Annotated in this window: 27 protein-coding genes; 16 read left to right on the top strand and 11 right to left on the bottom strand. The window is 72.8% G+C overall.

The window, feature by feature from the left end; genetic code table 11:
* Window positions 1–2 precede the first annotated feature (2 nt).
* The 4 genes from AB0399_RS21800 to amaP are packed head-to-tail and all read left to right on the top strand — an operon-like array spanning window position 3 to window position 2,003.
* Complete coding sequence (locus AB0399_RS21800; RefSeq protein ID WP_328462609.1) at window positions 3–197, top strand: hypothetical protein; 195 nt, start codon at window positions 3–5, stop codon at window positions 195–197.
* Complete coding sequence (locus tag AB0399_RS21805; protein ID WP_329370720.1) at window positions 197–568, top strand: Asp23/Gls24 family envelope stress response protein; 372 nt, start codon at window positions 197–199, stop codon at window positions 566–568. The genes AB0399_RS21800 and AB0399_RS21805 overlap by 1 nt, the downstream gene beginning before the upstream one ends.
* On the top strand, window positions 565–1,395 hold the full coding sequence (locus AB0399_RS21810; RefSeq protein ID WP_366412468.1) for a DUF6286 domain-containing protein: 831 nt from the start codon (window positions 565–567) through the stop codon (window positions 1,393–1,395). Before AB0399_RS21805 ends, AB0399_RS21810 begins: the two co-directional genes overlap by 4 nt.
* 11 nt (window positions 1,396–1,406) lie before the next feature.
* Window positions 1,407–2,003: an alkaline shock response membrane anchor protein AmaP gene (amaP, locus tag AB0399_RS21815; RefSeq protein ID WP_328462603.1), complete on the top strand. Its 597-nt coding sequence runs from the start codon at window positions 1,407–1,409 to the stop codon at window positions 2,001–2,003.
* 5 nt (window positions 2,004–2,008) lie between these two features.
* Here the strand turns inward: amaP and AB0399_RS21820 are convergent, their stop codons facing one another.
* The 4 genes from AB0399_RS21820 to AB0399_RS21835 all read right to left on the bottom strand — a co-directional run bounded on the left by AB0399_RS21820 (window position 2,009) and on the right by AB0399_RS21835 (window position 5,735).
* A complete protein-coding gene (locus AB0399_RS21820) occupies window positions 2,009–2,275 on the bottom strand; it encodes a hypothetical protein (RefSeq protein WP_366412469.1) in 267 nt (88 codons plus the stop codon).
* A gap of 45 nt (window positions 2,276–2,320) precedes the next feature.
* Entirely contained in the window at window positions 2,321–4,111 is a 1,791-nt protein-coding gene (locus tag AB0399_RS21825; protein ID WP_366412470.1) for a glycoside hydrolase family 15 protein, read from the bottom strand.
* 240 nt (window positions 4,112–4,351) lie between these two features.
* A complete protein-coding gene (locus AB0399_RS21830) occupies window positions 4,352–4,603 on the bottom strand; it encodes a hypothetical protein (protein WP_328462599.1) in 252 nt (83 codons plus the stop codon).
* A gap of 106 nt (window positions 4,604–4,709) precedes the next feature.
* Window positions 4,710–5,735 carry a DEDDh family exonuclease gene (locus AB0399_RS21835; protein ID WP_329374390.1) on the bottom strand — a complete coding sequence of 342 codons (1,026 nt, stop codon included), beginning with the start codon at window positions 5,733–5,735 and terminating at the stop codon, window positions 4,710–4,712.
* 170 nt (window positions 5,736–5,905) lie between these two features.
* Here AB0399_RS21835 and AB0399_RS21840 point away from each other — a divergent pair, with 170 nt between their 5' ends.
* On the top strand, window positions 5,906–6,871 hold the full coding sequence (locus AB0399_RS21840) for a sterol desaturase family protein (RefSeq protein WP_366412471.1): 966 nt from the start codon (window positions 5,906–5,908) through the stop codon (window positions 6,869–6,871).
* Window positions 6,872–6,978: 107 nt separating this feature from the next.
* The gene (gene moaA, locus AB0399_RS21845) at window positions 6,979–7,968 is read left to right on the top strand and encodes a GTP 3',8-cyclase MoaA (RefSeq protein WP_329370727.1); all 990 of its coding nucleotides are present in this window, start codon (window positions 6,979–6,981) and stop codon (window positions 7,966–7,968) included.
* Here moaA and AB0399_RS21850 read toward each other — a convergent pair.
* Together AB0399_RS21850 and AB0399_RS21855 are read right to left on the bottom strand one after the other, a co-directional pair.
* A complete protein-coding gene (locus AB0399_RS21850; RefSeq protein ID WP_328462595.1) occupies window positions 7,951–8,175 on the bottom strand; it encodes a hypothetical protein in 225 nt (74 codons plus the stop codon). The two genes, moaA and AB0399_RS21850, sit on opposite strands and share 18 nt — an antisense overlap.
* 213 nt (window positions 8,176–8,388) lie before the next feature.
* Entirely contained in the window at window positions 8,389–8,763 is a 375-nt protein-coding gene (locus AB0399_RS21855) for a DUF3099 domain-containing protein (protein WP_366412472.1), read from the bottom strand.
* Between the two features lie 245 nt (window positions 8,764–9,008).
* Between AB0399_RS21855 and AB0399_RS21860 the strand changes: the two genes are divergently transcribed.
* Complete coding sequence (locus AB0399_RS21860; RefSeq protein ID WP_329370731.1) at window positions 9,009–9,290, top strand: GlsB/YeaQ/YmgE family stress response membrane protein; 282 nt, start codon at window positions 9,009–9,011, stop codon at window positions 9,288–9,290.
* Between the two features lie 67 nt (window positions 9,291–9,357).
* Here AB0399_RS21860 and AB0399_RS21865 read toward each other — a convergent pair whose 3' ends face one another.
* From AB0399_RS21865 to AB0399_RS21875, 3 genes are read right to left on the bottom strand one after another with little or no spacing between them, the layout of a single operon-like run.
* Window positions 9,358–9,909, bottom strand: coding sequence for an RNA 2'-phosphotransferase (locus AB0399_RS21865; RefSeq protein WP_366412473.1), 552 nt, complete (start codon window positions 9,907–9,909; stop codon window positions 9,358–9,360).
* Between the two features lie 52 nt (window positions 9,910–9,961).
* Entirely contained in the window at window positions 9,962–11,368 is a 1,407-nt protein-coding gene (locus tag AB0399_RS21870) for a metallopeptidase TldD-related protein (protein ID WP_329370735.1), read from the bottom strand.
* Window positions 11,365–12,888: a TldD/PmbA family protein gene (locus AB0399_RS21875; protein WP_329374391.1), complete on the bottom strand. Its 1,524-nt coding sequence runs from the start codon at window positions 12,886–12,888 to the stop codon at window positions 11,365–11,367. Before AB0399_RS21875 ends, AB0399_RS21870 begins: the two co-directional genes overlap by 4 nt.
* 490 nt (window positions 12,889–13,378) lie before the next feature.
* Between AB0399_RS21875 and AB0399_RS21880 the strand changes: the two genes are divergently transcribed.
* The 5 genes from AB0399_RS21880 to fabI all read left to right on the top strand — a co-directional run bounded on the left by AB0399_RS21880 (window position 13,379) and on the right by fabI (window position 17,242).
* The gene (locus AB0399_RS21880; RefSeq protein WP_328462584.1) at window positions 13,379–13,792 is read left to right on the top strand and encodes a globin family protein; all 414 of its coding nucleotides are present in this window, start codon (window positions 13,379–13,381) and stop codon (window positions 13,790–13,792) included.
* A 90-nt stretch (window positions 13,793–13,882) separates the two neighbouring features.
* Window positions 13,883–14,989: a globin domain-containing protein gene (locus tag AB0399_RS21885; RefSeq protein ID WP_366412474.1), complete on the top strand. Its 1,107-nt coding sequence runs from the start codon at window positions 13,883–13,885 to the stop codon at window positions 14,987–14,989.
* Window positions 14,990–15,038: 49 nt separating this feature from the next.
* Window positions 15,039–15,554 carry a DivIVA domain-containing protein gene (locus AB0399_RS21890; RefSeq protein ID WP_328462580.1) on the top strand — a complete coding sequence of 172 codons (516 nt, stop codon included), beginning with the start codon at window positions 15,039–15,041 and terminating at the stop codon, window positions 15,552–15,554.
* 174 nt (window positions 15,555–15,728) lie between these two features.
* Window positions 15,729–16,448, top strand: coding sequence for a 3-oxoacyl-[acyl-carrier-protein] reductase (gene fabG / locus AB0399_RS21895; protein WP_328462578.1), 720 nt, complete (start codon window positions 15,729–15,731; stop codon window positions 16,446–16,448).
* A 5-nt stretch (window positions 16,449–16,453) separates the two neighbouring features.
* Complete coding sequence (fabI, locus tag AB0399_RS21900) at window positions 16,454–17,242, top strand: enoyl-ACP reductase FabI (protein WP_328462576.1); 789 nt, start codon at window positions 16,454–16,456, stop codon at window positions 17,240–17,242.
* A gap of 93 nt (window positions 17,243–17,335) precedes the next feature.
* Here fabI and AB0399_RS21905 read toward each other — a convergent pair whose 3' ends face one another.
* The gene (locus tag AB0399_RS21905) at window positions 17,336–18,019 is read right to left on the bottom strand and encodes an FCD domain-containing protein (protein ID WP_366412475.1); all 684 of its coding nucleotides are present in this window, start codon (window positions 18,017–18,019) and stop codon (window positions 17,336–17,338) included.
* A gap of 22 nt (window positions 18,020–18,041) precedes the next feature.
* On the opposite strand from AB0399_RS21905, the gene AB0399_RS21910 reads away from it, so the two are divergent.
* From AB0399_RS21910 to AB0399_RS21925, 4 genes are all read left to right on the top strand, one after another.
* Window positions 18,042–19,400, top strand: coding sequence for an MFS transporter (locus AB0399_RS21910; protein ID WP_366412476.1), 1,359 nt, complete (start codon window positions 18,042–18,044; stop codon window positions 19,398–19,400).
* 43 nt (window positions 19,401–19,443) lie between these two features.
* The gene (locus AB0399_RS21915) at window positions 19,444–19,566 is read left to right on the top strand and encodes an SGM_5486 family transporter-associated protein (RefSeq protein WP_272933063.1); all 123 of its coding nucleotides are present in this window, start codon (window positions 19,444–19,446) and stop codon (window positions 19,564–19,566) included.
* 197 nt (window positions 19,567–19,763) lie between these two features.
* Window positions 19,764–20,024 carry a hypothetical protein gene (locus AB0399_RS21920; RefSeq protein ID WP_366412477.1) on the top strand — a complete coding sequence of 87 codons (261 nt, stop codon included), beginning with the start codon at window positions 19,764–19,766 and terminating at the stop codon, window positions 20,022–20,024.
* Window positions 20,025–20,276: 252 nt separating this feature from the next.
* A complete protein-coding gene (locus AB0399_RS21925) occupies window positions 20,277–20,798 on the top strand; it encodes a histidine phosphatase family protein (RefSeq protein WP_328462566.1) in 522 nt (173 codons plus the stop codon).
* A 153-nt stretch (window positions 20,799–20,951) separates the two neighbouring features.
* Here the strand turns inward: AB0399_RS21925 and serB are convergent, their stop codons facing one another.
* A complete protein-coding gene (serB, locus tag AB0399_RS21930; RefSeq protein ID WP_328462564.1) occupies window positions 20,952–22,220 on the bottom strand; it encodes a phosphoserine phosphatase SerB in 1,269 nt (422 codons plus the stop codon).
* Between the last annotated feature and the right edge of the window lie 139 nt (window positions 22,221–22,359).

Here is a 22,359-nt window from a genome sequence, read left to right on the forward strand (position 1 = left end):
GAATGAGTATGGCGGTGATCGGCCTGGCCGTGGGAATGGCGCTCGGATTCGCCGGATGGTTCGGCGGGTTCGGGGCATTCCTGCTGGTGGCGGCGCTCGGAGTGGTCGGATTCGTGGCGGGCAAGTTCCTGGACGGTGACATCGAACCGGGCGAGTTCTTCAGGACACGTGACCGCGACCGTGACCGGCGGCGCTGATGGCGGGAGCCGTACCCGCCCGGATGCCGGCCGCGGAGCGCGGCGCGCTGCGGATCGCGGACCGGGTGATCGCGAAGATCGCCGCGCAGGCGGCCGGTGAGGCGCTCGTCGGCGCACCCGGCGGCGACCTGGTGCCCGACATCGCGCGGCCGCACGCCACCGTGTCGGTGCGCAAGGAGACCGCCCGGCTGCGGCTGGCCCTCGAACTCGGCTATCCCACCGACATCGGCGCGGTCTGCGGCAACGTGCGGCGCCATGTGACCGGCAGGGTCGAGGAGCTGACCGGCATGGCGGTACCCGAGGTGGCGGTCGAGGTCGAACGCCTGCACTCGGCCGCCGGCCGCCGCAAGGACGAAGGGAGGGTGAGGTGAGCGACTACGGCTCCGGCCCCGACCGGCCCGCGGACCGGCACGGCGACGCCGACGGAGCGGACGGCGGTCGCGGCCCCGGCGGCGAGGGCGGCGGCCCGTCCTACGGCCCCGGCCCGGACAGCGGCTCCGGCCCGTCGTACCGTGGCGGCTCGGACGGCGGCTTCGGCCGGTCCGACGAACCCGAGCCGACCGTCAAGCTGCCCACCCTCGACACGCGCGAGCCCGAGCCGGACACCGGCGCGATCCAGTACGCCCCGGCGGCCGGTGAACCCGGCGCGGTGCGTGCCAAGCGCTTCTGGTCCGGCCGCCGTGTCCCCGCGGCCATCACCGCCGCCCTCTGCACCGCGCTGACCGGCCTGTTCCTCTACGACATCGCCGCGGTGCGCACCGACCGCAAGGCGATGGCCTGGCGCAAGACGCTGGCGCGCGAACTGGCCACCCGTCACCTGGACAACGTGTGGATCATCGTCGGCGCCGCGGTGGCCGCCGTGGTCGGCCTGTGGCTGCTGCTGCTCGCGGCCACCCCGGGCGAGCGCGGGGTGCTGCCGATGGCGCGCCGCGGCTCGCAGGGCGTGCGCGCGGGGCTCGACCGGCACGCGGCCGAACTGGTGCTGCGCGACCGGGCGATGGAGGTCGCCGGAGTGCGCTGGTCACGGGTGAAGGTGAGCCGCCGCAAGGTCAAGGCGCGCGCCACCTCGCACTTCCGCGAACTGGACGACGTACGGCGCGATCTGACCGCCGCTCTGGACACGGCGGCCGGGCAGCTCGGGCTCGCCAAGGCGCTCGGGATGCGCGTGCACGTCCAGCGGGCCGACAAGAAGGCGTGAGGAGAGGGCGCATGCGCACCACACTCAACCGGGTCATGCTCGGCCTGCTCGGTCTGCTGCTGCTGGTGGTCGGCCTGTCGGTCCTGGTCGGCGGCCTGAACCTGGAGAAGCACTGGAACTTCACGATGCCGCACTGGTGGCCGTGGAGCGGGCCGAAGGACGTGCTGCTCAGCACGCACGACCGGACCCGTTACCGGTCGGACGGCTGGTGGTGGCCGGTGGTGATCGCGGTGCTCGCGGTCCTGCTGCTGATCGGCCTGTGGTGGCTGTTCGCGCAGGCGCGCAGGCGGCGGGTGCGGCAGGTCCGGGTGGACAGCGGCGACGGCCAGGGCGCGCTGCTGCGCGGCCGGGCGGTGGAGGACGTGCTGCGCTCGGAGGCGGAGGCGTACGACGGGGTGGCGTGGTCCGGCGCCCGGCTGGTGGGCAAGCGCGGCAACCCCTCGGCGCGGCTGGTGCTCGGACTGGAGCCGCACGCCAACCCGAAGGAGGTCGTGGCGGGGCTGGACTCCTCGGTGCTGGAGCGGGCCCGCACCTCAGCCGGGCTGGAAGAGCTGCCCGCCGAAGCCCGGCTGCGCGCGGTGCGCCACCGGGCCCGCCGGGTGAGCTGACGCGCTCACAGCCGTCCGACGATCGCCATGTTGCCGATCGGCCCGACCAGCACCACCGCGGCCGTGAACGCCAGCGCCATCCAGAGCATGTAGCGGGAGGACTCGGGGCCGGCCCACGACTGCTCCTTGCGGTTCATGGCGGCGTACTTCTCCGGGTACTCGACCATGAACCTCCGCCGGGCCCGCTGCCCGCGGACGGCCCAGCGAACCATCAGCCACGTCATCACGCCCAGGTCGGCGGCCCACCACAGTCCCACCCACATCCCCGTCACGGCGGCCGAGCCTACCCCTGGGATGCCGCTCCGGCGCCCCTTCGGTCAGGCGGTGGTGTCCGCCCGGCGGCCGGTCAGCGCCAGCGCGCTGTTGACCAGGCCGATGTGGCTGAACGCCTGCGGGAAGTTGCCCAACTGCCGCCCCGCGACCGGGTCCCACTCCTCGGCGAGCAGCCCGACGTCGTTGCGCAGCGAGAGCAGCTTCTCGAACAGGTCCTTCGCCTCCTGCGGCCGCCCGGTGGTGTGCAGGGCGTCCACCATCCAGAACGAGCAGGCCAGGAAGGCGCCCTCGGTGCCGGGCAGGCCGTCCACCCCGGCGGCCTCCGGGCTGTAGCGGCGGACGAAGCCGCCGAGGTCCAGCTCGGCGCGGACCGCCTCCACCGTGCCGACCACCCGGGGGTCGTCCGGCGGCAGGAAGCCGACCTGCGGGATCAGCAGGGTGGCCGCGTCCAGTTCCCGCGAGCCGTAGGACTGGGTGAAGGTGTTGCGGTCGGCGTCGTAGCCCTTCGCGCATACCTCGGCGTGCACCTGGGCGCGCATGGCCCGCCAGCTGTCCACGTTGCCGCGCAGTTTGGGCTGGGCCTCCATGGTGCGCACCGCGCGGTCGGCGGCGACCCAGGCCATCACCTTGGAGTGCACGAAGTGCCGGCGCGGGCCGCGTACCTCCCACAGGCCCTCGTCGGGTTCGCGCCACTTGGACTCCAGGAAGTCCATCAGGGAGCGCTGGAGGTTCCAGGCGTGCGACTCGGCGGCCAGGCCGCGCTCGCCGGCGAGGAAGAGGGAGTCCATCACCTCGCCGTAGACGTCGAGTTGGAGCTGTCCGGCGGCGGCGTTGCCGATCCGGACCGGGGCCGAGCCCTGGTAGCCGGCCAGCCAGGGCACTTCGTACTCCGGCAGCCGGCGCTCGCCCGCGATGCCGTACATGATCTGGAGGTCGGCGGGGTCGCCGGCGACCGCGCGCAGCAGCCAGTCCCGCCAGGCGTGCGCCTCGTCCAGGTAGCCGCCGGCGATGAGCGCGTTGAGGGTCAGGGCCGCGTCGCGCAGCCAGCAGTAGCGGTAGTCCCAGTTGCGGACGCCGCCGATCTCCTCGGGCAGCGAGGTGGTCGCGGCGGCCGCTATGCCGCCGCTGGGGGCGTAGGTGAGCGCCTTGAGGGTGATCAGGGAGCGCAGGACGGCGTCGCGCCAGGGGCCTTCGTAGCGGCACTGCGAGGACCAGGACTCCCAGTCCTTGAGGCAGTTGTCGAGGGCCGCGAACGGGTCGACCTTGCGCAGGTGCCGGGCGTGCGAGGCGTTCCAGGTGAGCACGAAGCCGACCCGCTCGCCCGCGGAGACGGTGAAGTCGGCGTAGGTGCGCATGTCCTTGCCGTACATCGGCACGTTGGGAGTGCTGCGCAGCCATACGGAGTCGGGGCCGGCGGTGGCCACGCGGTGGCCGTCGATGCGGCGCATCCAGGGCACCACGTTGCCGTAGTCGAAGCGCAGCACCAGTTCGGCGTGCATGGCGACCTCGCCGGATATGCCCTCCACGACGCGGATCACGTCGGGCGCCTTGTCGCGCTGCGGCATGAAGTCGGTGACCTTCACGGTGCCGTTCGGGGTCTCCCACACCGTGTCGAGGACCAGGGTGTCGCCGCGGTAGGAACGGGTGGCGCAGTGCGAGGAGTTGACCGGGGCTATCCGCCAGCGGCCGTTGTCGCGGTCGCCGAGCAGCGCGGCGAAGCAGGCCGCCGAGTCGAAGCGGGGCAGGCACAGCCAGTCGATCGAGCCGTCCCGGCCGACGAGTGCGGCGGTCTGGAGGTCCCCGATGATCGCGTAGTCCTCGATGGGTGCTGCCACGTGTCCGCCTCGCCGCCTTCTTCTGGCCGTCGTCGGCCGTCACCTGGTGCAGTCGCCCCTTGACCGTACAACTCGGCGGCGGGGGGCCGGTGGCCGGGTGGGACGGCGGGCGGCGGCGACCCCGGCGCGGCCGGCGGCCGGCGGGACGCGGCTGGGCGACGGCGCGGGGGCGACCGCGCCGGCGCGCGCAGGGGCGAGGAGGGCGCCTCGGTGGGTGCGGGGCCTGGGCGGGTGCGGAGCCTAGGCGGGCGCCGCCGTTCCGACCCGGTCGACGATGCCGGCCGCGCCCTCCGCCTTGGCGCAGTGCGCGCAGCAGTAGAAGCGGCCGTCGACCGCCACCCCGTGGCCGACGATCTGCACGCGGCAGTGCTCGCAGATCGGCGCCATCCGGTGGATCGCGCACTCGAAGCTGTCGAAGACGTGCACCACCCCCTGGGCGTGCACCTCGAAGCTCAACTCGTAGTCGTTTCCGCAAACCTCGCAACGGGCCATGGAGCACAGGGTGCGGAACGGCCCGCCGGTGGGCAACACAGCTCGCGGCACGGCGGCGTGCCACGGTGCCGCTTTCACCCGTACGGCGGTGTACGGCACCCAGGTGTCAGCCGTGTACACCCTCGGCGGGCCTGACCGCCTTGAGCAGCTCGGCGAAGCGCTCCTCGTCGATGATCGGGGTGCCCACCTGCCGTGCCTTGATCGCCTTGGTGGTGGGGGAGTCGGGGTCGTTGGTGACCAGCAGGCTGGTGAGGCGGCTCACCGAGGAGGCGACGTGCAGGCCGGCGTCGGTGGCCCGGTCCTCCAGCAGTTCGCGGTCGATGCCGGTGTCGCCGGAGAACGCCACCCGCATGCCCTGCACCAGCGGCCCGTCCGGCGCCAGCCGCCCGGGGTTCGGATACGGGCAGGCCGGCCGCTTGCGGGCCGGGCGCCAGCCGGAGTTGCCGTAACCGGAGCCGTGGATGCGGCCGTAGCGCGGGGCCGGCACCGGTCCGTCCTGGCCGGGGTGGGCGGCGGCGGCCGCGGTGTCCTTCCACTCGGTCAGGGGGCGGCAGGCGTGCAGCGGAAGCGGCAACTCGGCGGCCGCCGCCAGGTGCAGGCTCGGCCGGAACGCCTCCGCGAGCACCCGGGCGTCGTCCAGCGCGTGGTGCGCCCGGCGCTGCTGCACGCCGTAGTGCGCGGCGAGCGTCTCCAGCTTGTGGTTGGCCAGCGGCAGTCGCAGCTCCTTGGCCAGCACGATCGTGCACAGCCGGTGCTCGACCGGGGCGGTGGCCTGCGCGCGGGCGAACTCCCTTGCCAGCATGGACCAGTCGAAGACCGCGTTGTGCGCGACGAGCACGCGTCCGGCCAGCCGTTCGGCGAGGTCGTCGGCGATCTCGGGGAAGAGCGGCGCCTTCGCGAGCATCGCGCCGGTGAGGCCGTGAATCCACACCGGGCCGGGGTCGCGCTGCGGGTTCACCGGCGAGTACCAGTGGTCCTGCACCTCGCCGTACGCGTCCAGCCGGTAGACGGCGGCGGACACTATCCGGTCGTCCCTGCTGAGTCCGGTGGTCTCCACGTCGACCACGGCGTATCCACCGGGATAACCGGAGGGCCACGGCGTCGGCGTCGGTGACGGGCTCGGCATCGGCATCTGCGTCGGCCCGCGGGGGGCAGGAGGCGGCTCGGTCCGGTTGTCCAGCATGGTCATTGAGGATAAGGGCCGTCGCCGACAGCGTTTCCCACCCGCCTCCGCGCAAGCCGGCTCTACCAGTGGGTAACAACGTCTGGCGTACCCCGGGTAACAGCACCTATGGTGCGTTCATGCCAGATCTGCCGAACGTCGTGCTGTGGTCGGTGCCGGCCTTCGTGCTGCTCACCGTCGTGGAGTTGGCGAGCTACCGGTTCCACCCCGACGAGGACGCCGCCGGGTACACCGGGAAGGACACCGTCACCAGCCTGTCCATGGGCGCGGGCAGCCTGTTCACCGACGCGATGTGGAAGATCCCGATCGTGGCGGTCTACTCCGCGCTCTACGCGCTGACCCCGCTGCGGGTGCCGCTGCACTGGTGGACCCTGCTCCTGGCGCTGCTGGCCCAGGACTTCTGCTACTACTGGTCGCACCGCGGGCACCACGTGATCCGCGTGCTGTGGGCCTGCCACGTCGTGCACCACTCCAGCCGGAACTTCAACCTCTCCACGGCGCTGCGCCAGCCCTGGACCAGCCTCACCTCCTGGCCGTTCTACCTGCCGATGGTCGCGCTCGGCGTGCACCCGGCGGTGCTCGCGTTCTGCACGTCGGTCAACCTCGTCTACCAGTTCTGGATTCACACCGAACGGGTCGACAAGCTGCCGCGCGCGGCCGAGTTCGTGCTCAACACCCCCTCGCACCACCGGGTGCACCACGCCTCGCAGGGCGGCTACCTCGACCGCAACTTCGGCGGCATCCTCATCGTCTGGGACCGCCTGTTCGGCTCCTTCACCGCGGAGACGGAGCGGCCGGTCTACGGGCTGACCAAGAACATCGCCACGTACAACCCGCTGCGGGTCGCCACGCACGAGTACGCGGCCATCGCCCGCGATCTCGCGGCGGCCCGGACCTGGCGCGACCGGCTGCGGCACCTGTGCCTCGGCCCGGGCTGGCAGCCGGCGGACGCGCAGGCGGGCGCCGGGTCAGGTGGGGGCATCGGAGGAGGCGGGGGCGTCGGGGGCGTCGGGGAAGGGGCGCCGAACCAGCTCATTCAACAAACTGTTGCAAAGGGCGTGGAGTCGCGTACGCTGCCGCGGTAACAGCTTCCACACCCGCGAGCCGCCGTATCGCCCCCGGCGCGATCTAGTGTGGGGGTGGGGAAACGGCAGCGGCGCCACGCGGGCGCCCCGGCGGGAGAGGAGGGGCCGTGCTCGTCGACACCTACGGTCGGGTGGCCACGGACCTCCGGGTCTCGCTCACCGACCGCTGCAACCTGCGCTGCACGTACTGCATGCCCGAGGAGGGCATGCAGTGGCTGGCCAAGCCCGACCTGCTCACCGATGACGAGATCGTCCGGCTGATCCGCGTCGCCGTCACCGAACTCGGCGTCACCGACGTGCGCTTCACCGGCGGCGAACCGCTGCTGCGCCCCGGCCTGGTCGGCATCGTGGAGCGCTGCGCCGCCCTGCGGCCACGCCCCCGGCTCTCGCTGACCACCAACGGGATCGGGCTCGGCCGTACCGCCGCCGCCCTGCGCGCCGCCGGCCTGGACCGGGTCAACGTGTCGCTCGACACCCTGCGCCCGGACGTCTTCCGCACCCTGACCCGCCGCGACCGGCACCACGACGTGCTCGCCGGCCTCGCCGCAGCCCGGGCCGCCGGGCTCACACCGGTCAAGGTCAACACCGTGCTGATGCGCGGGGTCAACGACGACGAGGCGCCCGACCTGCTGGGCTGGGCGCTCGCCGAGGGCTACGAACTGCGGTTCATCGAGCAGATGCCGCTCGACGCCCAGCACGGCTGGCAGCGCTCCGACATGGTCACCGCCGACGCGATCCTGGCCGCGCTCCGGACCCGCTTCGCGCTCACCGCCGAGGGCGAGTCGGTCCGCGGCCACGCGCCGGCCGAGCGCTGGCTGGTGGACGGCGGCCCGGCCCGGGTCGGGGTGATCGGCTCCGTCACCCGGCCGTTCTGCCGCGCCTGCGACCGGACCCGGCTGACCGCCGACGGTCAGGTGCGCAACTGCCTGTTCGCCCGCGAGGAGTCCGACCTGCGCGGCGCGCTGCGCTCGGGCGCGGCCGACGGTGAGGTCGCCGCGTTGTGGAAGGCGGCGATGTGGGGCAAGAAGGCGGGCTCGGGCCTGGACGATCCGGCCTTCCTCCAGCCGGACCGGCCGATGTCAGCCATCGGCGGCTGACCGGGCCTCCCACTGCGTCAGCGTCACCACGTCCTTCAGGAAGCCGCGCACCCCGAGGAACTGGGAGAGCTGCTCGCGGTGCTCCTCGCAGGCCAGCCAGGTCTTGCGCCGCTCCGGCGTGTGCAGCTTGGGGTTGTTCCAGGCCAGGACCCACACGGCGGCCGTCCGGCAGCCCTTCGCCGAGCAGGTCGGCCTCTCGTCGCTCATGGCACCCATGTAAACATGGCGACGCCGGGCAGCCACGGGGGGAGCCGCCCGGCGTCGGTCCATCGCTCCGACGGGGGATACGGAGCGCGTACCGCAGTATGTCACGCGGTCTGCCGCGCGTGGAGGGGGAACCCGATGATTGATCTGAGCTTTTCTTGAGCTTCCCCGGCCGACCGTCATAGGTCTGGACCAGTCATGGACGCGGTGGCCGGGTCAGCCCGCTTCCGGGTGTTCGCCGACCGGCTCCTCCACCCGTTCCGGGACCCGCTCGGCGGCCGCCTCGACCCTCGACGGCTCCAGGGCCGGCCGGGCCAGCGGCGGGACATAGGAGGAGGTCGGCAGGTTCGGGGTGTTCTCCCGCCCGCCGTTGGCGAACACCACGGCCACGTACGGCAGCAGCACACCCACGATGAGCGTCGCCCAGGCGAGCGGTCGCTCGATGTTCCACAGCACCACCGTGAGGATCACCGAGACGGTGCGGATCGACATCGAGATGATGTACCGCCGCTGGCGCCCGCGTACGTCGTCGGTGAGCCCGGTCCGTGCACCGGTGATCTGGAAGATCTCCGACCCGCCCTGCTTCCCCATCCCGCTCCACCGCCTGCTCCATACACCGGGTTGTGCCGATCACGGGTCACGACACCTGCTGCCCGGTAGCTCCAAGGTACGCCGCCGGGCCGCCGCGCAGCAGGGCGGGGCGGGTGCGGGTGTGCGGTGCCGGGTCTGCGTCCCGGTCGGTAGGCGGCCGCCCGACATGCGGCGTAGACCACCCGGACGGACACTTGCGGAACGGCTGCCGGGCATTCGCCGTCCGGCCGGAGGAGGCGAGCGGCATGGGTTGGTTGTGGGCGATCATCGTCGGCCTGGTGCTCGGTCTGATCGCGAAAGCGATCATCCCGGGCAAGCAGAGCCTGCCCCTGTGGCTCACCGTGATCTGCGGTATGGGCGGCAGCGCGCTCGGCAACGGCGTGTCCCGGTGGCTCGGCGTCCGCGACACCAAGGGCATCGACTGGACCCGGCACGTCCTCCAACTGATCGGCGCGATCGTGCTGGTGGCGCTCGGCGACGCGCTGTGGGCCGCGCACAGGCGGCGCAAGCGCACCACGTCGGTGTGACGCGGGGCGGCCCGGACGGCGGCGCTTTACGGCAACTGCCGTAGCCACGGCGGTGAACGGCGGCGCCTTACGGCAACTGCCGCAGCCACCGCGGTGGTACCCGGTCGGTGAGCCACACTCCGTTCGCGCTGAGCCGGAACTCGCCGCCCTCCGCGGCCAGTCCCGCCGCGTCCACCGCCAGCACCACCGGACGGCCGTGCCGCGAACCCACCCGCGCGGCCGTCTCGGTGTCCGCCGACAGGTGCACGTCCTGCCGGGACATCGGCCGCAGCCCGTCCCGCCAGATGAGCGGCAGCGTGGCCGCCGCGGTGCCGTGGTAGAGCACCGCCGGGGGATCGGCGGCGGCCAGGCCCAGCTCCACCGGCACCGAGTGGCCCTGGCTGGCCCGTATCCGGCGGCCGTCCGCGGAGTAGGCGAACCTGCGCTTGTTGTTCGTCGCGACCACGTGGTCCAGGTCGGCGCGCGAGATCCGGCGGCCCCTGGCGGCGCACCCGGCGAGCAGCTCGTCGACTCCCACCCAGCCCGCCTCGTCGAGGGTGATGCCGGCGGCCTGCGGGTTGTGCCGCAGGACCAGCGACAGGAACTTCGAGACCTTGACCGCCTGCTTCTCGTCGAGCATGTGCCCCCCTCGGCCGGGGCCGGCCGGGTCCGCCCCGGCCGGCCCGTGCCGGTCAGACCCCTTGGCTGACCGAACTCATGTTGAAATCGGGAATCCGCAGCGCCGGGGTGGCGGCGCGGGTGAAGTAGTCGCCCCACTCGCGGGGCAGGGTGCGCTCGGTGCGGCCCGCCTCCGTGGCCCGGCCCATCAGGTCGACCGGCGACTCGTTGAACCGGAAGTTGTTCACCGCTCCGGTCACCTCGCCGCCCTCCACCAGGTACACGCCGTCGCGGGTCAGGCCGGTCAGCAGCAGCGTCGCCGGGTCCACCTCGCGGATGTACCACAGGCAGGTCAGCAGCAGGCCGCGCTCGGTGTCGGCGACCATCTCCGCCAGCGACCGGGTGCCGCCGCCGTCCAGCACCATGTTGTCCACCGCGGGTGCGAGCGGCACCCCGGTCAGCTCGGCGCTGTGCCGGGTGGTGACCAGCTGGTTGAGGGTGCCCTCGCGCACCCAGTCCACCGGGCCGAGCGGCAGTCCGTTGTCGAAGACCGACGAGTCGTCGTCCGACGCGTGCGCGATGACGAACGGCGCTGCCTCCAGGCCGGGTTCGGCCGGGTCGCTGCGCAGCGTCAGCGGCAGCGCGGCGATCTTCTCGCCGATCCGGGTGCCGCCGCCGGTGCTGGAGAAGACCGTGCGGCCCTCGGCCGCGTCGCGGGCCCCGGACGACCACAGCTGGTAGATCAGCAGGTCCGCGACCGCGGTGGGCGGCAGCAGCGTCTCGTAGCGCCCGGCGGGCAGCTCCACCTTGCGCTCCGCCCAGACCAGCCGCTGCGCCAACTCGGTGTCCAGCGCCAGTGGATCGACGTCGGTGAAGTCGCGGGTGGAACGGCCCGCCCACGCGGAGCGGGTGCGGTCGGGCGACTTCGCGTTCACCTCAAGGGTGCCGGACGGCTGGTCGTGGCGAAGCCGCAGCCCGGTGGAGGTGCCCAGGTAGGTGGAGGTCACGTAGTGGTGCGCGAAGCCGTAGAGCTCCCGCCCGCCGGCCCGGGCGGTGCCGAACGCCTCGCCCAGCGCGGGCGCGAAGGCCGCGAACACGTCGGAGGAGGTCTCGGCGGGTGGCGCGGTGAAGTCGGCCGAAGGGGCGCGGCCGGCCACCAGCGGCTGGGCGTCCTCCGCGGGCCCGGCCTCCCTGGCCGCCGCCTCCGCGGCCCGCACCAGCGGCTCCAACTCGTCGGCGGTCACCGCGGACCGCGACACCATGCCGGAGGCGGTGCCCTGGGCGCCGTCGACGGTGGCGATCACGGTGAGGGTACGGCCGCGGGTCACGCCGTTCGTGGTCAGGGAGTTGGCCGCCCAGCGGAGATTGGCGCTGGACTCCTCCTCCGCGATCACCACGCAGCCGTCGGCCCGGGACAGCTCCAGGGCCCGCTCGACGATCTCGTGCGGCTTGGTCGCCGCGCTGCTGGCGCTGCTGGTCATCGGCCGGCCTCCTGCGTGGTGTTGAGAATGCTGACGTCCTGGAAGAGGGCCGACGGGCAGCCGTGGCTGACCGCCGCGACCTGGCCCGGCTGGGCCTTCCCGCAGTTGAACGCGCCGCCGAGCACGTAGGTCTGCGGGCCGCCGACCGCGGCCATGGAGCCCCAGAAGTCGGTGGTGGTGGCCTGGTAGGCGACGTCCTTGAGCTGGCCGGCGAGCTTGCCGTGCTCGATCCGGAAGAACCGCTGGCCGGTGAACTGGAAGTTGTAGCGCTGCATGTCGATGGACCAGGAGCGGTCGCCGACCACGTAGATCCCGTGGTCGACCGAGCCGATCAGCTCTTCGGTGGAGGGGCCGTTTGGCGCGGGTTGCAGCGACACGTTGGCCATGCGCTGCACCGGGACGTGGCCGGGGGAGTCGGCGTACGCGCAGCCGTTGGACCGCTCGAAGCCGGTGAGCTTCGCGATCCGCCGGTCGAGCTGGTAGCCGACCAGGACGCCGTCGCGCACCAGGTCCCAGGAGTGGGCGGCCACGCCTTCGTCGTCGAACCCGATGGTGGACAGGCCGTGTTCGGCGGTGCGGTCCCCGGTCACGTTCATGTGCGCGGAGCCGTACTTCAAGGTGCCGAGCTGGTCGAAGGTCGCGAACGAGGTGCCCGCGTACGCCGCTTCGTATCCCAGCGCGCGGTCCAGCTCGGTGGCGTGGCCGACCGACTCGTGGATGGTCAGCCAGAGGTTCGACGGGTCGACCACCAGGTCGTACCGGCCGGCCTCCACTGAGGGGGCGCGCATCTTCTCGGCGAGCAGGCCCGGGATCGCGGCCAGTTCGCCGTCCCAGTCCCAGGTGTCGCCGGTCAGGTACTCCCAGCCGCGGCCGACCGGCGGGGCGAGGGTGCGCATCGAGTCGAAGTCGCCGCTGTCCGGGTCGACCGACACGGCGGTCAGCGACGGGTGCAGCCGGACCCGCTGCTGGGTGGTGCTGGTGCCGGCGGTGTCGGCGTAGAACTTGTTCTCCTGCACGGTCAGCAGCGAGGCGTCCACATGGGAGACGCCCTCCGCGGCCAGCAGCCGCGAGCTCCACTCGGCGAGCAGGGCGGTCTTCTCCGCGTCGGGCACGTCGAACGGATTGACGTCGTAGGACGAGACCCAGGTGCGGTCCGGGTGCACCGGCTCGGCGGCCAGTTCCACCGGGTCCTGCGCGCCGGCGGCGGCGATCACCTTCGCCGACAGCTTCGCCATCGCGACGGCCTGCGAGGCGACCTTCGCCGCGCCGTCCATCGTCAGGTCCACGCCGGCGGCGAAGCCCCACGCCCCGCCGTGCACCACCCGCACCGCATACCCCAGATCCGTGGAGTCGGAGGCGCCGGCCAGGCGGGCGTCCCGCAACCGCCACGCCGCACTGCGCACCCGCTCCAACCGGAAGTCCGCGTGCTCGACTCCCAACGCCCGCGCCCTGGCCAGCGCGGCGTCGGCAAGCGCGCGCAACGGCAACGCCATGAACGACTCATCCACCTCATGCGGCACGACGATCTTCCCTTCCTTCGCGTCTTCGCAGTGAACCATGTCCGCGCCGTCCCGGGGCGGACGTTTTCGCCCGGCTGTGGATAACTCGCCGACCGGCCCTCCCGGCGGCCGGGACGCCGCGTTCGGACGGACCGCCGCGCCCGTGCCCGCGCCCTGCCTGCCGCCCGGCGGCTCGGCCGAATCCAGGGCGGTGTCCGCGATCGCGGTCCATCCGGTGAATTCCGACGGACCGCCGGATGTACACCGCCCGGGGATGCCGTCCGGAATGCGGAATTGCGGAGAGCGCCGTCCGGCCGCTTTCGCGGGTGAGCCGGGGCCGACCCGTCGGTTCGGCTTGCTCCTCGGGCCGGTTCCTCCGATGTGCCGACATGGCTGGTTTTCCCGTACGACGTGATTTCCGATCGGCCGGTGATGGTAATGCGGTGCCCGCTTCTTCTTCTCACCGGCACAACTTGTTCGATTCCCTTGCCTCTGGCTAGAGTCGGCCGCCATGACCGTAGACCCTTCGCTGATCCGTAGCAGTTTCAAGGTTGTCGAGCCGAACGGCTCGCAGGTGACTGCATATTTCTACGAGCACTTGTTCGCCAATCACCCCGAGGTGCGCCCGCTGTTCGCGCCGCACATCGACGAGCAGCGCGATCGCCTGTGGGCCGCCCTGGGCGCCCTGGTGGCGAACATCGAGAACCCCGAGACGCTGACCGGCATGCTGCAGAACCTGGGGCGGCGGCACGTGGGTTACGGCGCGCTGGCCGAGCACTACCCGGCCGTGGGCGCCAGCCTGATAGCCACCTTGCAGCACTACGCGGGCGACGCGTGGACGCCCGCCGTCGAGGAGTCCTGGACCGGGGTCTACGGCGTGATCAGCGACACCATGGTCGCGGCCGGCGATGCGGCCGCCCGCTGACCGAGCCGTCAGCGGCTCGCCGCGGCGAGCCGCCGAACGGCCCCCAACTGCACGGAGGTCACCCCTGATGTCGGATGCCGGTGGGTGGTCGTGAGCGATACCCAGGCGTTGCGGGACTCCTTCGCCCTGGTCGGCAAGTCCGGGGACGAGGTACCGCGGTACTTCTACTCCTACCTGTTCCTCATCGCGCCGCAGGTCCGGCCGATGTTCCCGGTGTCCATGGGCCAGCAGCGCGACCGGCTGGTCGCGGCCCTGGGCAGGATCGTCGCCGACGTGGACGACCCGGACCGCCTCGTCCCGTACCTACAGCAACTGGGCCGCGACCACCGCAAGTTCCAGGTGGTGGCGGAGCACTACGACGCGGTGGGACAGGCGCTGCTGGCCACCCTCGGCTACTTCCTGGGCGAGGCGTGGACCCCGGAGCTGCGGCGCGGCTGGACCGACGCCTACGGGCTGGTGGCCCGCACCATGTTCCAGGCCGCCGATGCCGACAGCGCGGTGAACCCGCCGTGGTGGAACGCCGAGGTGGTGCGGCACGAGCAACGCGCCTTCGACATCGCGGTCGTCACCCTGCGGTTGGACCAGCCGATGGCGTACGCCGCCGGTCAGTCCGTGATGGTGGAGACCCCGATGCTGCCGAGCACCTGGCGGTCCTTCACCCCGGCCAACGCGGTGCGCGCCGACGGCAGCATCGAGTTGCACGTGCGCTCCATCGACGGCGGACTGGTCAGTCCGGCCGTGGTCCACTCGCTGCGGCAGGGCGACGTGCTGCGCCTCGGGGCCCCGATCGGCGACCGGCTCGGGCTGCGGCGGTCGCAGGGCCGCGACCTGGTGCTGGTCGCCGGCGGTACCGGACTGGCCCCGATGCGCGCCCTGATCGAGGAGATCGCCTGGTACGGCCCGCCGCGCCGGGTGGACCTGTTCTTCGGGGCGCGCGACGCGAACGGCCTGTACGACATGCCCGCGCTGCGGCAACTGGCCGAAGCCCATCCGTGGTTGCGCGTCACCCCGCTGGTCGGCGCGGACTTCGGCAGCTTCGAGAACCGCAGCCTGGCCGGTCCCGTCCTGCGCTCGGGGGCCTGCCGCGGACGCTCGGTGTACGTCTGCGGCTCGCCGGCGATGGTCTCCGCGACGGTGCGCGATCTGGCGGCCGGCGGCATCCCCCACGACCTGCTGCACTACGAAGACGCTCGGTGATCGGAGACATGTGAACGAGACACGAGCACACCACCCGGAGGAGCGCCGGGTGACGCCCGAGACGCTGCGCTCGATGACGTTCCCCCGCGCCCCCCTGACCCGTCGCGGCTACCACGAGGAGGCGGTGCACGACGCGCTGCGCCGCTGCGCGGCGGAACTGACCGCGCTGGCGCAGGAGAACGACCGGCTGCGGACGGACATGCAGCGCCACCGGGACTGGATACGGGCGAACAACATCAGCGACGGCACCAACCTCACCGGTGTGCCGACCGTGGACGCGGTCCTGCAGCAGGCCCGCGCCCAGCAGTCGGCCGAGCAGACCGTCGTCGCGGCCCGCGATCAGGCGCGCACCATGGTGCGCGCCGCCCGGGTGCAGGCCGAGGCGATCCTGCAGCAGATCCGGGAGCAGGACGGCAAGTCGAGCGGCGCCGACCAGGAGGAGACCGAACGGCTCATCTCCTACCTGCGGCAGATCGCACAGTCGCTGACCGTCACCGTGGACCAGTACGCCACGAAGCACACGTCCACCGACCTGCCGGCCGGCACCGGCCCGCACGGCACCTGACCGCCTCCCGCGTCGATGGGACGTATCCGCAGGCCCCAGGCACGCCGGGCACTGTAGGAACCCCACAGGGACCTCGTGAGCAGCCTGTACGGGGCGATTCCCCGGAACGCGACCGGTACCGATAGTTTTCAGGCAGACAGCCACGACCCATCGACGCAGGAAAAGAGTGATCCGTTGAGCCGCTCGGTTCTCGTCACCGGAGGAAACCGGGGCATCGGCCTCGCCATCGCCCGGGTCTTCGTCGACGCGGGCGACAAGGTCGCCATCACGTACCGCTCGGGTGAACCGCCTGCGGAACTGGTCGAGTCGGGCGTGCTCGCGGTGCGCTGCGACATCACCGACAGTGAGCAGGTGGAGCAGGCGTACAAGGAGATCGAGGAGAAGCACGGCACCGTGGAGGTGCTGGTCGCCAACGCGGGCATCACCCGTGACCAGCTCCTGATGCGGATGTCCGAGGAGGACTTCACCACGGTCCTCGACACCAACCTCACCGGCACCTTCCGCGTGGTCAAGCGCGCCAACCGCGGCATGCTGCGGGCCAAGAAGGGCCGGGTCGTGCTGATCTCGTCCGTGGTGGGTCTGCTCGGCAGCGGTGGACAGGCCAACTACGCCGCGTCCAAGGCCGGCCTGGTGGGCTTCGCCCGCTCGCTCGCGCGTGAACTGGGCTCGCGCAACCTCACGTTCAACGTCGTCGCCCCCGGCTTCGTCGACACCGACATGACCCGGGCGCTCTCCGACGAGCAGCGGTCCGGGATCGTCGCCCAGGTGCCGCTCGGCCGGTACGGCCGGCCCGAGGAGATCGCCGCCACCGTGCGCTTCCTCGCCTCGGACGACGCCTCGTACATCACTGGAGCCGTCATCCCGGTTGACGGCGGATTGGGCATGGGTCACTGATCACCATGAGCGGAATCCTCGAAGGCAAGCGCATCCTGATCACCGGCGTGCTGATGGAGTCGTCCATCGCCTTCCACGCCGCCAAGCTGGCTCAGGAGCAGGGCGCCGAGATCATCCTCACCGCGTTCCCCCGGCCCACCCTGACCGCCCGGATCGCCAAGAAGCTGCCGAAGCCGACGAAGGTCATCGAGCTGGACGTGACCAACGCCGAGCACCTGGCGGGCCTGGAAGAGGTCGTGCGCAAGGAGCTGGGCGGGCTCGACGGGGTCGTGCACTCCATCGGCTTCGCCCCGCAGGACGCGCTCGGCGGCAACTTCCTCGACACGCCCTTCGAGTCGGTGTCCACCGCGATGCACGTCTCGGCGTTCTCCCTGAAGTCCCTCACCATGGCGCTGCTGCCGCTGATGACCGAGGCCGACGGCCCGGACGCGGTGAGCGGCGGCTCGGTGGTCGGGCTGACCTTCGACGCGCAGTTCGCCTGGGGCCAGTACGACTGGATGGGCCCGGCCAAGGCCGCGCTCGAGTCGACCTCCCGCTACCTCGCCCGCTACCTCGGCGAGCAGAACGTGCGCTGCAACCTGGTGTCGGCCGGCCCGCTCGCCTCCATGGCCGCCAAGTCGATCCCCGGCTTCGGCGACCTGGCCGCCACCTGGGACACGCGCTCCCCGCTGGCGTGGGACCTGACGGACCCGGAGCCGGCCGGCCGTGGCATCGTGGCGCTGCTGTCGGACTGGTTCCCCAAGACGACCGGCGAGATCATCCACGTGGACGGCGGTCTGCACGCGGTCGGTTGATCCGACCGGCCGGCGGCACGCCCCGCGCCCGGCCCCTCGCGTACCCAGCTGGTGCACCCGGCCTCCTTGCCCGCGCGGGCAAGGAGGCCGTGCTCATGACCGGTACGTGAGGAACCGGCAGGAGAACGCGTGGTCGCGGGCCTCGGCGGCGGCGGCGTCGGCGTCGCGCGCGCGGATGGCGGCCAGCAGCCGGGCGTGGTCGACGTGGTCCTCCGGGCGCAGCTCGGTGCCGACGTCGGCGCGCAGGAAGTCGCGCAGCACCTCGCCGAGGTCCGCGTACAGCGCGGTGATCACGTCGTTGTGCGAGGCGGCCGTCACCGCGAGGTGCCAGGTGGCGTCGGCCTGGACGAAGTCCTCGGTGCTGCCGGAGTCCCAGGCCCGCTCGCGCCGTTCCAGCAGCGTGTCGAGCTTGCGCAGGTCCTTGTCGTCACGGCGCTCGGCGGCCAGCCGGGCCGCGCTGGCCTCCAGGGAGCTGCGCAGCTCGGCGACGTGCAGCGGATCGGCGTCGGCGAAGCGGCGGTGCATCACCCCGGCGAGTTCGCTGGTCGCGACGACGTAGGTGCCCGAGCCCTGGCGGATGTCCAGCAGGCCGTTGTGCGCCAGGGCGCGGACCGCCTCGCGGACGGTGTTGCGGGCGACGCCGAGCAGCGCGACCAGCTCGGACTCGGTGGGGATGCGCGAGCCGACCGGCCAGCTCCCTGCGGCGATCTCCGCGCGCAGCCGCGCGATGACCTGGTCGGCGAGGGGCGCTGGACGAGACACGGGTCCGAGATTCATCCCATCATTCTATGATGGGCTCATGCACGATGACGAATCCCTGACCCTCGACCCCGCCGCGGCCGCACCGGAGCGCGCCGCGGGCCCGGCCGACGCCACCCGCGCACCCGCCCCCGTGGACCGTCCGACCCTGCCCGTCCCCTGGGTGCGCCGGCTCGTCGTCGTCGCCCTGATCCTCGCCGCGGTCAACCTGCGCCCCGCCGTCACCAGCCTCGGCCCCCTGCTCAAGGAGGTCCGCGACGACCTCGGCATGAGCGGCACCATGGCCGGGCTGCTCACCTCGGTGCCCGCCGCGTGCTTCGCGCTGTTCGGCTTCACCGCGCCCCGGCTGGCCCGCCGCTTCGGCCCCGGCGCGGTGGTCTGCGCCGGGATGGCCGCCATCGCCGGCGGCCTGCTGCTGCGCCCGCTGGCCGGCAACACCGCGGTCTTCCTGGTCACCAGCGCGCTCGCGCTGGCCGGGATCGCGGTCTCCAACGTGCTGATGCCGGTGATGGTCAAGCGCTACTTCCCCGACCGGGTCGGCACCGTCACCGGCGTCTACTCGATGGCCCTGTCGCTGGGCACCGCCGTGGCCGCGGCCGTCACCGTGCCGCTCACCGACGCGCTGGGCGGCAGCTGGCGGTGGGGCCTGGGCGTGTGGGCCGGGCTCGCCGCGGTGGCGGTCGTGCCGTGGCTGCTGCTGATACGGGACCGGTCGGGCCAGCGGCCGGCGACGCGGACCAGGACCGTACGGGACCGGGCCGCATCCCCGTCGGCATCCACAGCGACCGCCCCCGTACCCGCGCCCGCACACGGCGAGCACGGTCGGATCAGCCGCAGCCGTACCGCCCGGATGCTCGCCTGCTACTTCGGGCTCCAGAGCACCGCCGCCTACGTGACCATGGGCTGGATGCCGCAGGTCTTCCGGGACGCCGGGCTGTCCGCGGACAAGGCGGGCCTGCTGCTGGCCCTCACCATGGTGCTGGGGGTGCCGCTGTCGTTCGTGCTGCCCCCGCTCGCCGCCCGGATGGGGTCGCAGGGACCGATCGTCGTCACCCTCGCGGTGTTCCAGCTCGCCGGGTTCGCCGGGCTGTGGGCCGCGCCCGCCGCGGCACCCTGGTTGTGGGCGCTGCTGCTCGGCTTCGCCAACTGCGCCTTCCCGCTGGTGCTGACGATGATCGGGATGCGTGCGCGCAGCGGCGCCGGCGTCGTACGGCTGTCGGCGTTCGCGCAGAGCAGCGGCTATCTGATCTCCATCCCCGGACCGATCCTGGTCGGCACGCTCAACCAGGTCAGCGGCGGCTGGGGCCTGCCGATGGCGCTGATGATCGCACTGGTGGTGCCCCAGGCGCTGTGCGGCGTGCTGGCCGGCCGCAACCGCCATATCGAGGACGAACTGTGACCCCGGTGCGGACCCTCCAGGAAGCGGTGCCAGACTGAACGTCATGCCCGTACTCGAACCGAATCCCCCGCAGCCGCAGCGGCGGTTGCTCATCATCTTCGGCCTCATGATGGGCGTTCCCGCGATCGTCGCGGTCGTCGCCATCATCGCGGCCCGCATGGGTTAGACCGGCTCCGGCCCGGACCCCGACCGCGACCCTGAGGCGGAGGGTGGGGAGAACCCCACCTTCCCTAGGGGGCCAGGGTCAGGGTCAAGTGGGTGGACGACCGGATGGGCCGCCGCGCCCCGCCGCCGTAGCGTCGAACTGCACCTGGAAGAACAGCGATCCGGCAGTTCGACGGACCCAGCACGGAGGCGGTCACCGTGACCACGCAGTCCCCGCACCTGTACGAGCGGCAGCCCCGGTCCGCCGCCGCGCCCCGTGCCGACCGCGGCCCGGGAAAGGCGTCCACCGCGCAGACCAGGGTGCCGTGGTGGGCGGTGGCGCTGCCCGTGGTGGCGTTCGCCGTGCTGCTGGCGCTGCTCAGCGGCGGGACCGCGGACGCCTCGACGGCCGCCGCGCACGGCGACCTGTTCGGACGGCTCGCCGCGGTCTTCAGCGCGCTGGTGCACCGCCTGATCTGACCCGGGCCCGGGGGGGCTGGCGTGGATCGGGCCCGGACGCGGCCTGGATCGGTCCTGGACGCGGCGTGGACGCGGCCTGGAGCGGGCCCCGACCCGGCCCGATGCGCGTCCGGCCGGCCCCTGCCGTTATCGGCGGTCACCGGCCGTCACCGCCGGGGCGGGGCGTTTTCCCGGGGCGGCGGTGACGGCCGGTGACCTCGGGAGACCGGCCAGCCCGCGCCCGCCGGCCGGAATTCTGGAAAGCTGAAGGACATGACCGCCGATTCGACCCGCACCATCGTCCTGCTCAGGCACGCCAAGGCCGACTGGCCGTCCGTGCCGGACCACGAGCGCCCGCTGGCCGACCGCGGCCGGCTGGACGCGCCCGCGGCCGGCCGCCGCTTCACCGACGACGGCATCACCCCCGACCTCGCGCTGTGCTCCACCGCCACCCGCACCCGCGAGACGTGGAAACTCGTCGCGCACGAGATGACGCACCGCCCCAAGACCGTCTACGAGGAGCGGCTCTACGACGCGAGCCTCGGCGACCTGCTGGCCCTGATCGGGGAGACCCCCGACAGCGTCGGCTCGCTGCTGCTGGTCGGCCACAACCCGGGCATGCACGCCCTCGCCGAGGCGCTGGCCGGCTCGGCGGACAGCGACGCGCTGTCCCGGATGCACCGTGGCGGCTTCCCCACCGCGGCCTTCGCCGTCCTCACCTTCACCGGGCCGTGGAAGTCCGCCGAGCACGGCGTGGCCCGGCTCACCGGGTTCTGGGCGCCGCACGAGGGATAGCGCGGGCGGCAGCGCGAGGAGCCCGCGGGAGTGCGGGGGCGCGGGGGTGACGGCGAGCCCGCGGAACGGCGAGTCCGTGAGGAGCCCGCGGGAGCGCGGCGCGCGGCCGGATCGCGCGCCGGGCCGTCCCGGCCCATTCCGGCCCGTCCCGGCTCAGTCAGTGACCGTGCCGTCCAGCGCGTCGGCCGCCTCGATCTCCTCGCGGGTGATCCCCAGCAGGTACAGCACGGTGTCGAGGAAGGGGACGGTCACCGCGGCGTCGGCCGCCTCCCGCACCAGCGGTTTCGCGTTGAAGGCCACACCGAGGCCCGCGGTGTTGAGCATGTCCAGGTCGTTGGCGCCGTCGCCGACAGCCACCGTCTGGCTCAGCGGTACCCCCGCGAGCTGCGCGAAGGAGCGCAGCAGCCGTGCCTTCCCGGCGCGGTCCACGATCGGCCCGGTCACCTTGCCGGTCAGCCGCCCGTCGACGATCTCCAGGGTGTTGGCGGCCGCGAAGTCCAGCCCCAGCCGCTCCTTGAGGTCGTCGGTCACCTGGGTGAAGCCGCCCGAGACCACGCCGACCTGGTAGCCGAGCCGCTTGAGCGTACGCACCAGGGTGCGGGCGCCGGGGGTCAGCCGCACCTCGGCGCGCACCTTGTCCACCACGGACGCGTCGAGACCGGCCAGCAGCGCCACCCGCGCGTGCAGCGACTGCTCGAAGTCCAGCTCGCCGCGCATCGCCGCCGCCGTCACCTCGGCGACCTGCTCCTCGCACCCGGCGTGCGCGGCGAACAGCTCGATCACCTCGTCCTGGATGACGGTGGAGTCCACGTCCATGACCACCAGCCGCTGCGCCCGGCGCTGGAGCCCGGACGGCACCACGGCCACGTCCACCCCGCGCGCGGCGGACTCCAGCGCCAGCGCGGAGCGCAGCGCGGTGTGCTCGGCGCCGGACACCGCGAACTCCACCGCGGTCACCGGGTACTTCGCCAGCCGGAAGATACGGTCGATGTTGCCGCCGACCTCGGTGATCAGAGCCGCTATGGCCGCGATGGACTCCGGTACCAGCGGCCGGCCGAGCACCGTGACATGGGAACGGCCCGCGCCGCGGGGGCTGTTGTCGCCGATCCCGGAGATGATCTCGGCCTGCATCTTCATCGACTCGGCCCAGCCGTGCACGGTGACCCGCAGCTCGCTCTCCGCGCCACGGGCGGTGGGGGCGGTGACCAGCGCGCACAGCACGATCCGGCCACGGGTCACCACCTGCTCGATGTCCACCACGGCCACGTCGTAGCCGGCGAGCGTCTCGAAGAGCCCGGCGGTGAGCCCGGGCCGGTCCTTGCCGAAGATCTTGACCAGGAGGGTCGGCGCGTCGGCCGCGGGAAGCGTGGGGACGATCTCGTCCGCGGCGGCTGCCGGTGGGGTCTGCGGGGCGTCGTTCATGGTGCTCCCACCGTATCCGCCGTCCGCCGGCCGGGCACCAGCTGTCCCGGCTGGCGGACACCCGGGGCGCCGGGGGAGCGGGCGCCGTACGGCGGGACGCGGGGCGCGCGGCCGGACAGGGACCGTACGACCGGGCCGG

This window comes from Streptomyces sp. NPDC088194 (assembly GCF_040702025.1).
GTDB lineage: Bacteria > Actinomycetota > Actinomycetes > Streptomycetales > Streptomycetaceae > Actinacidiphila.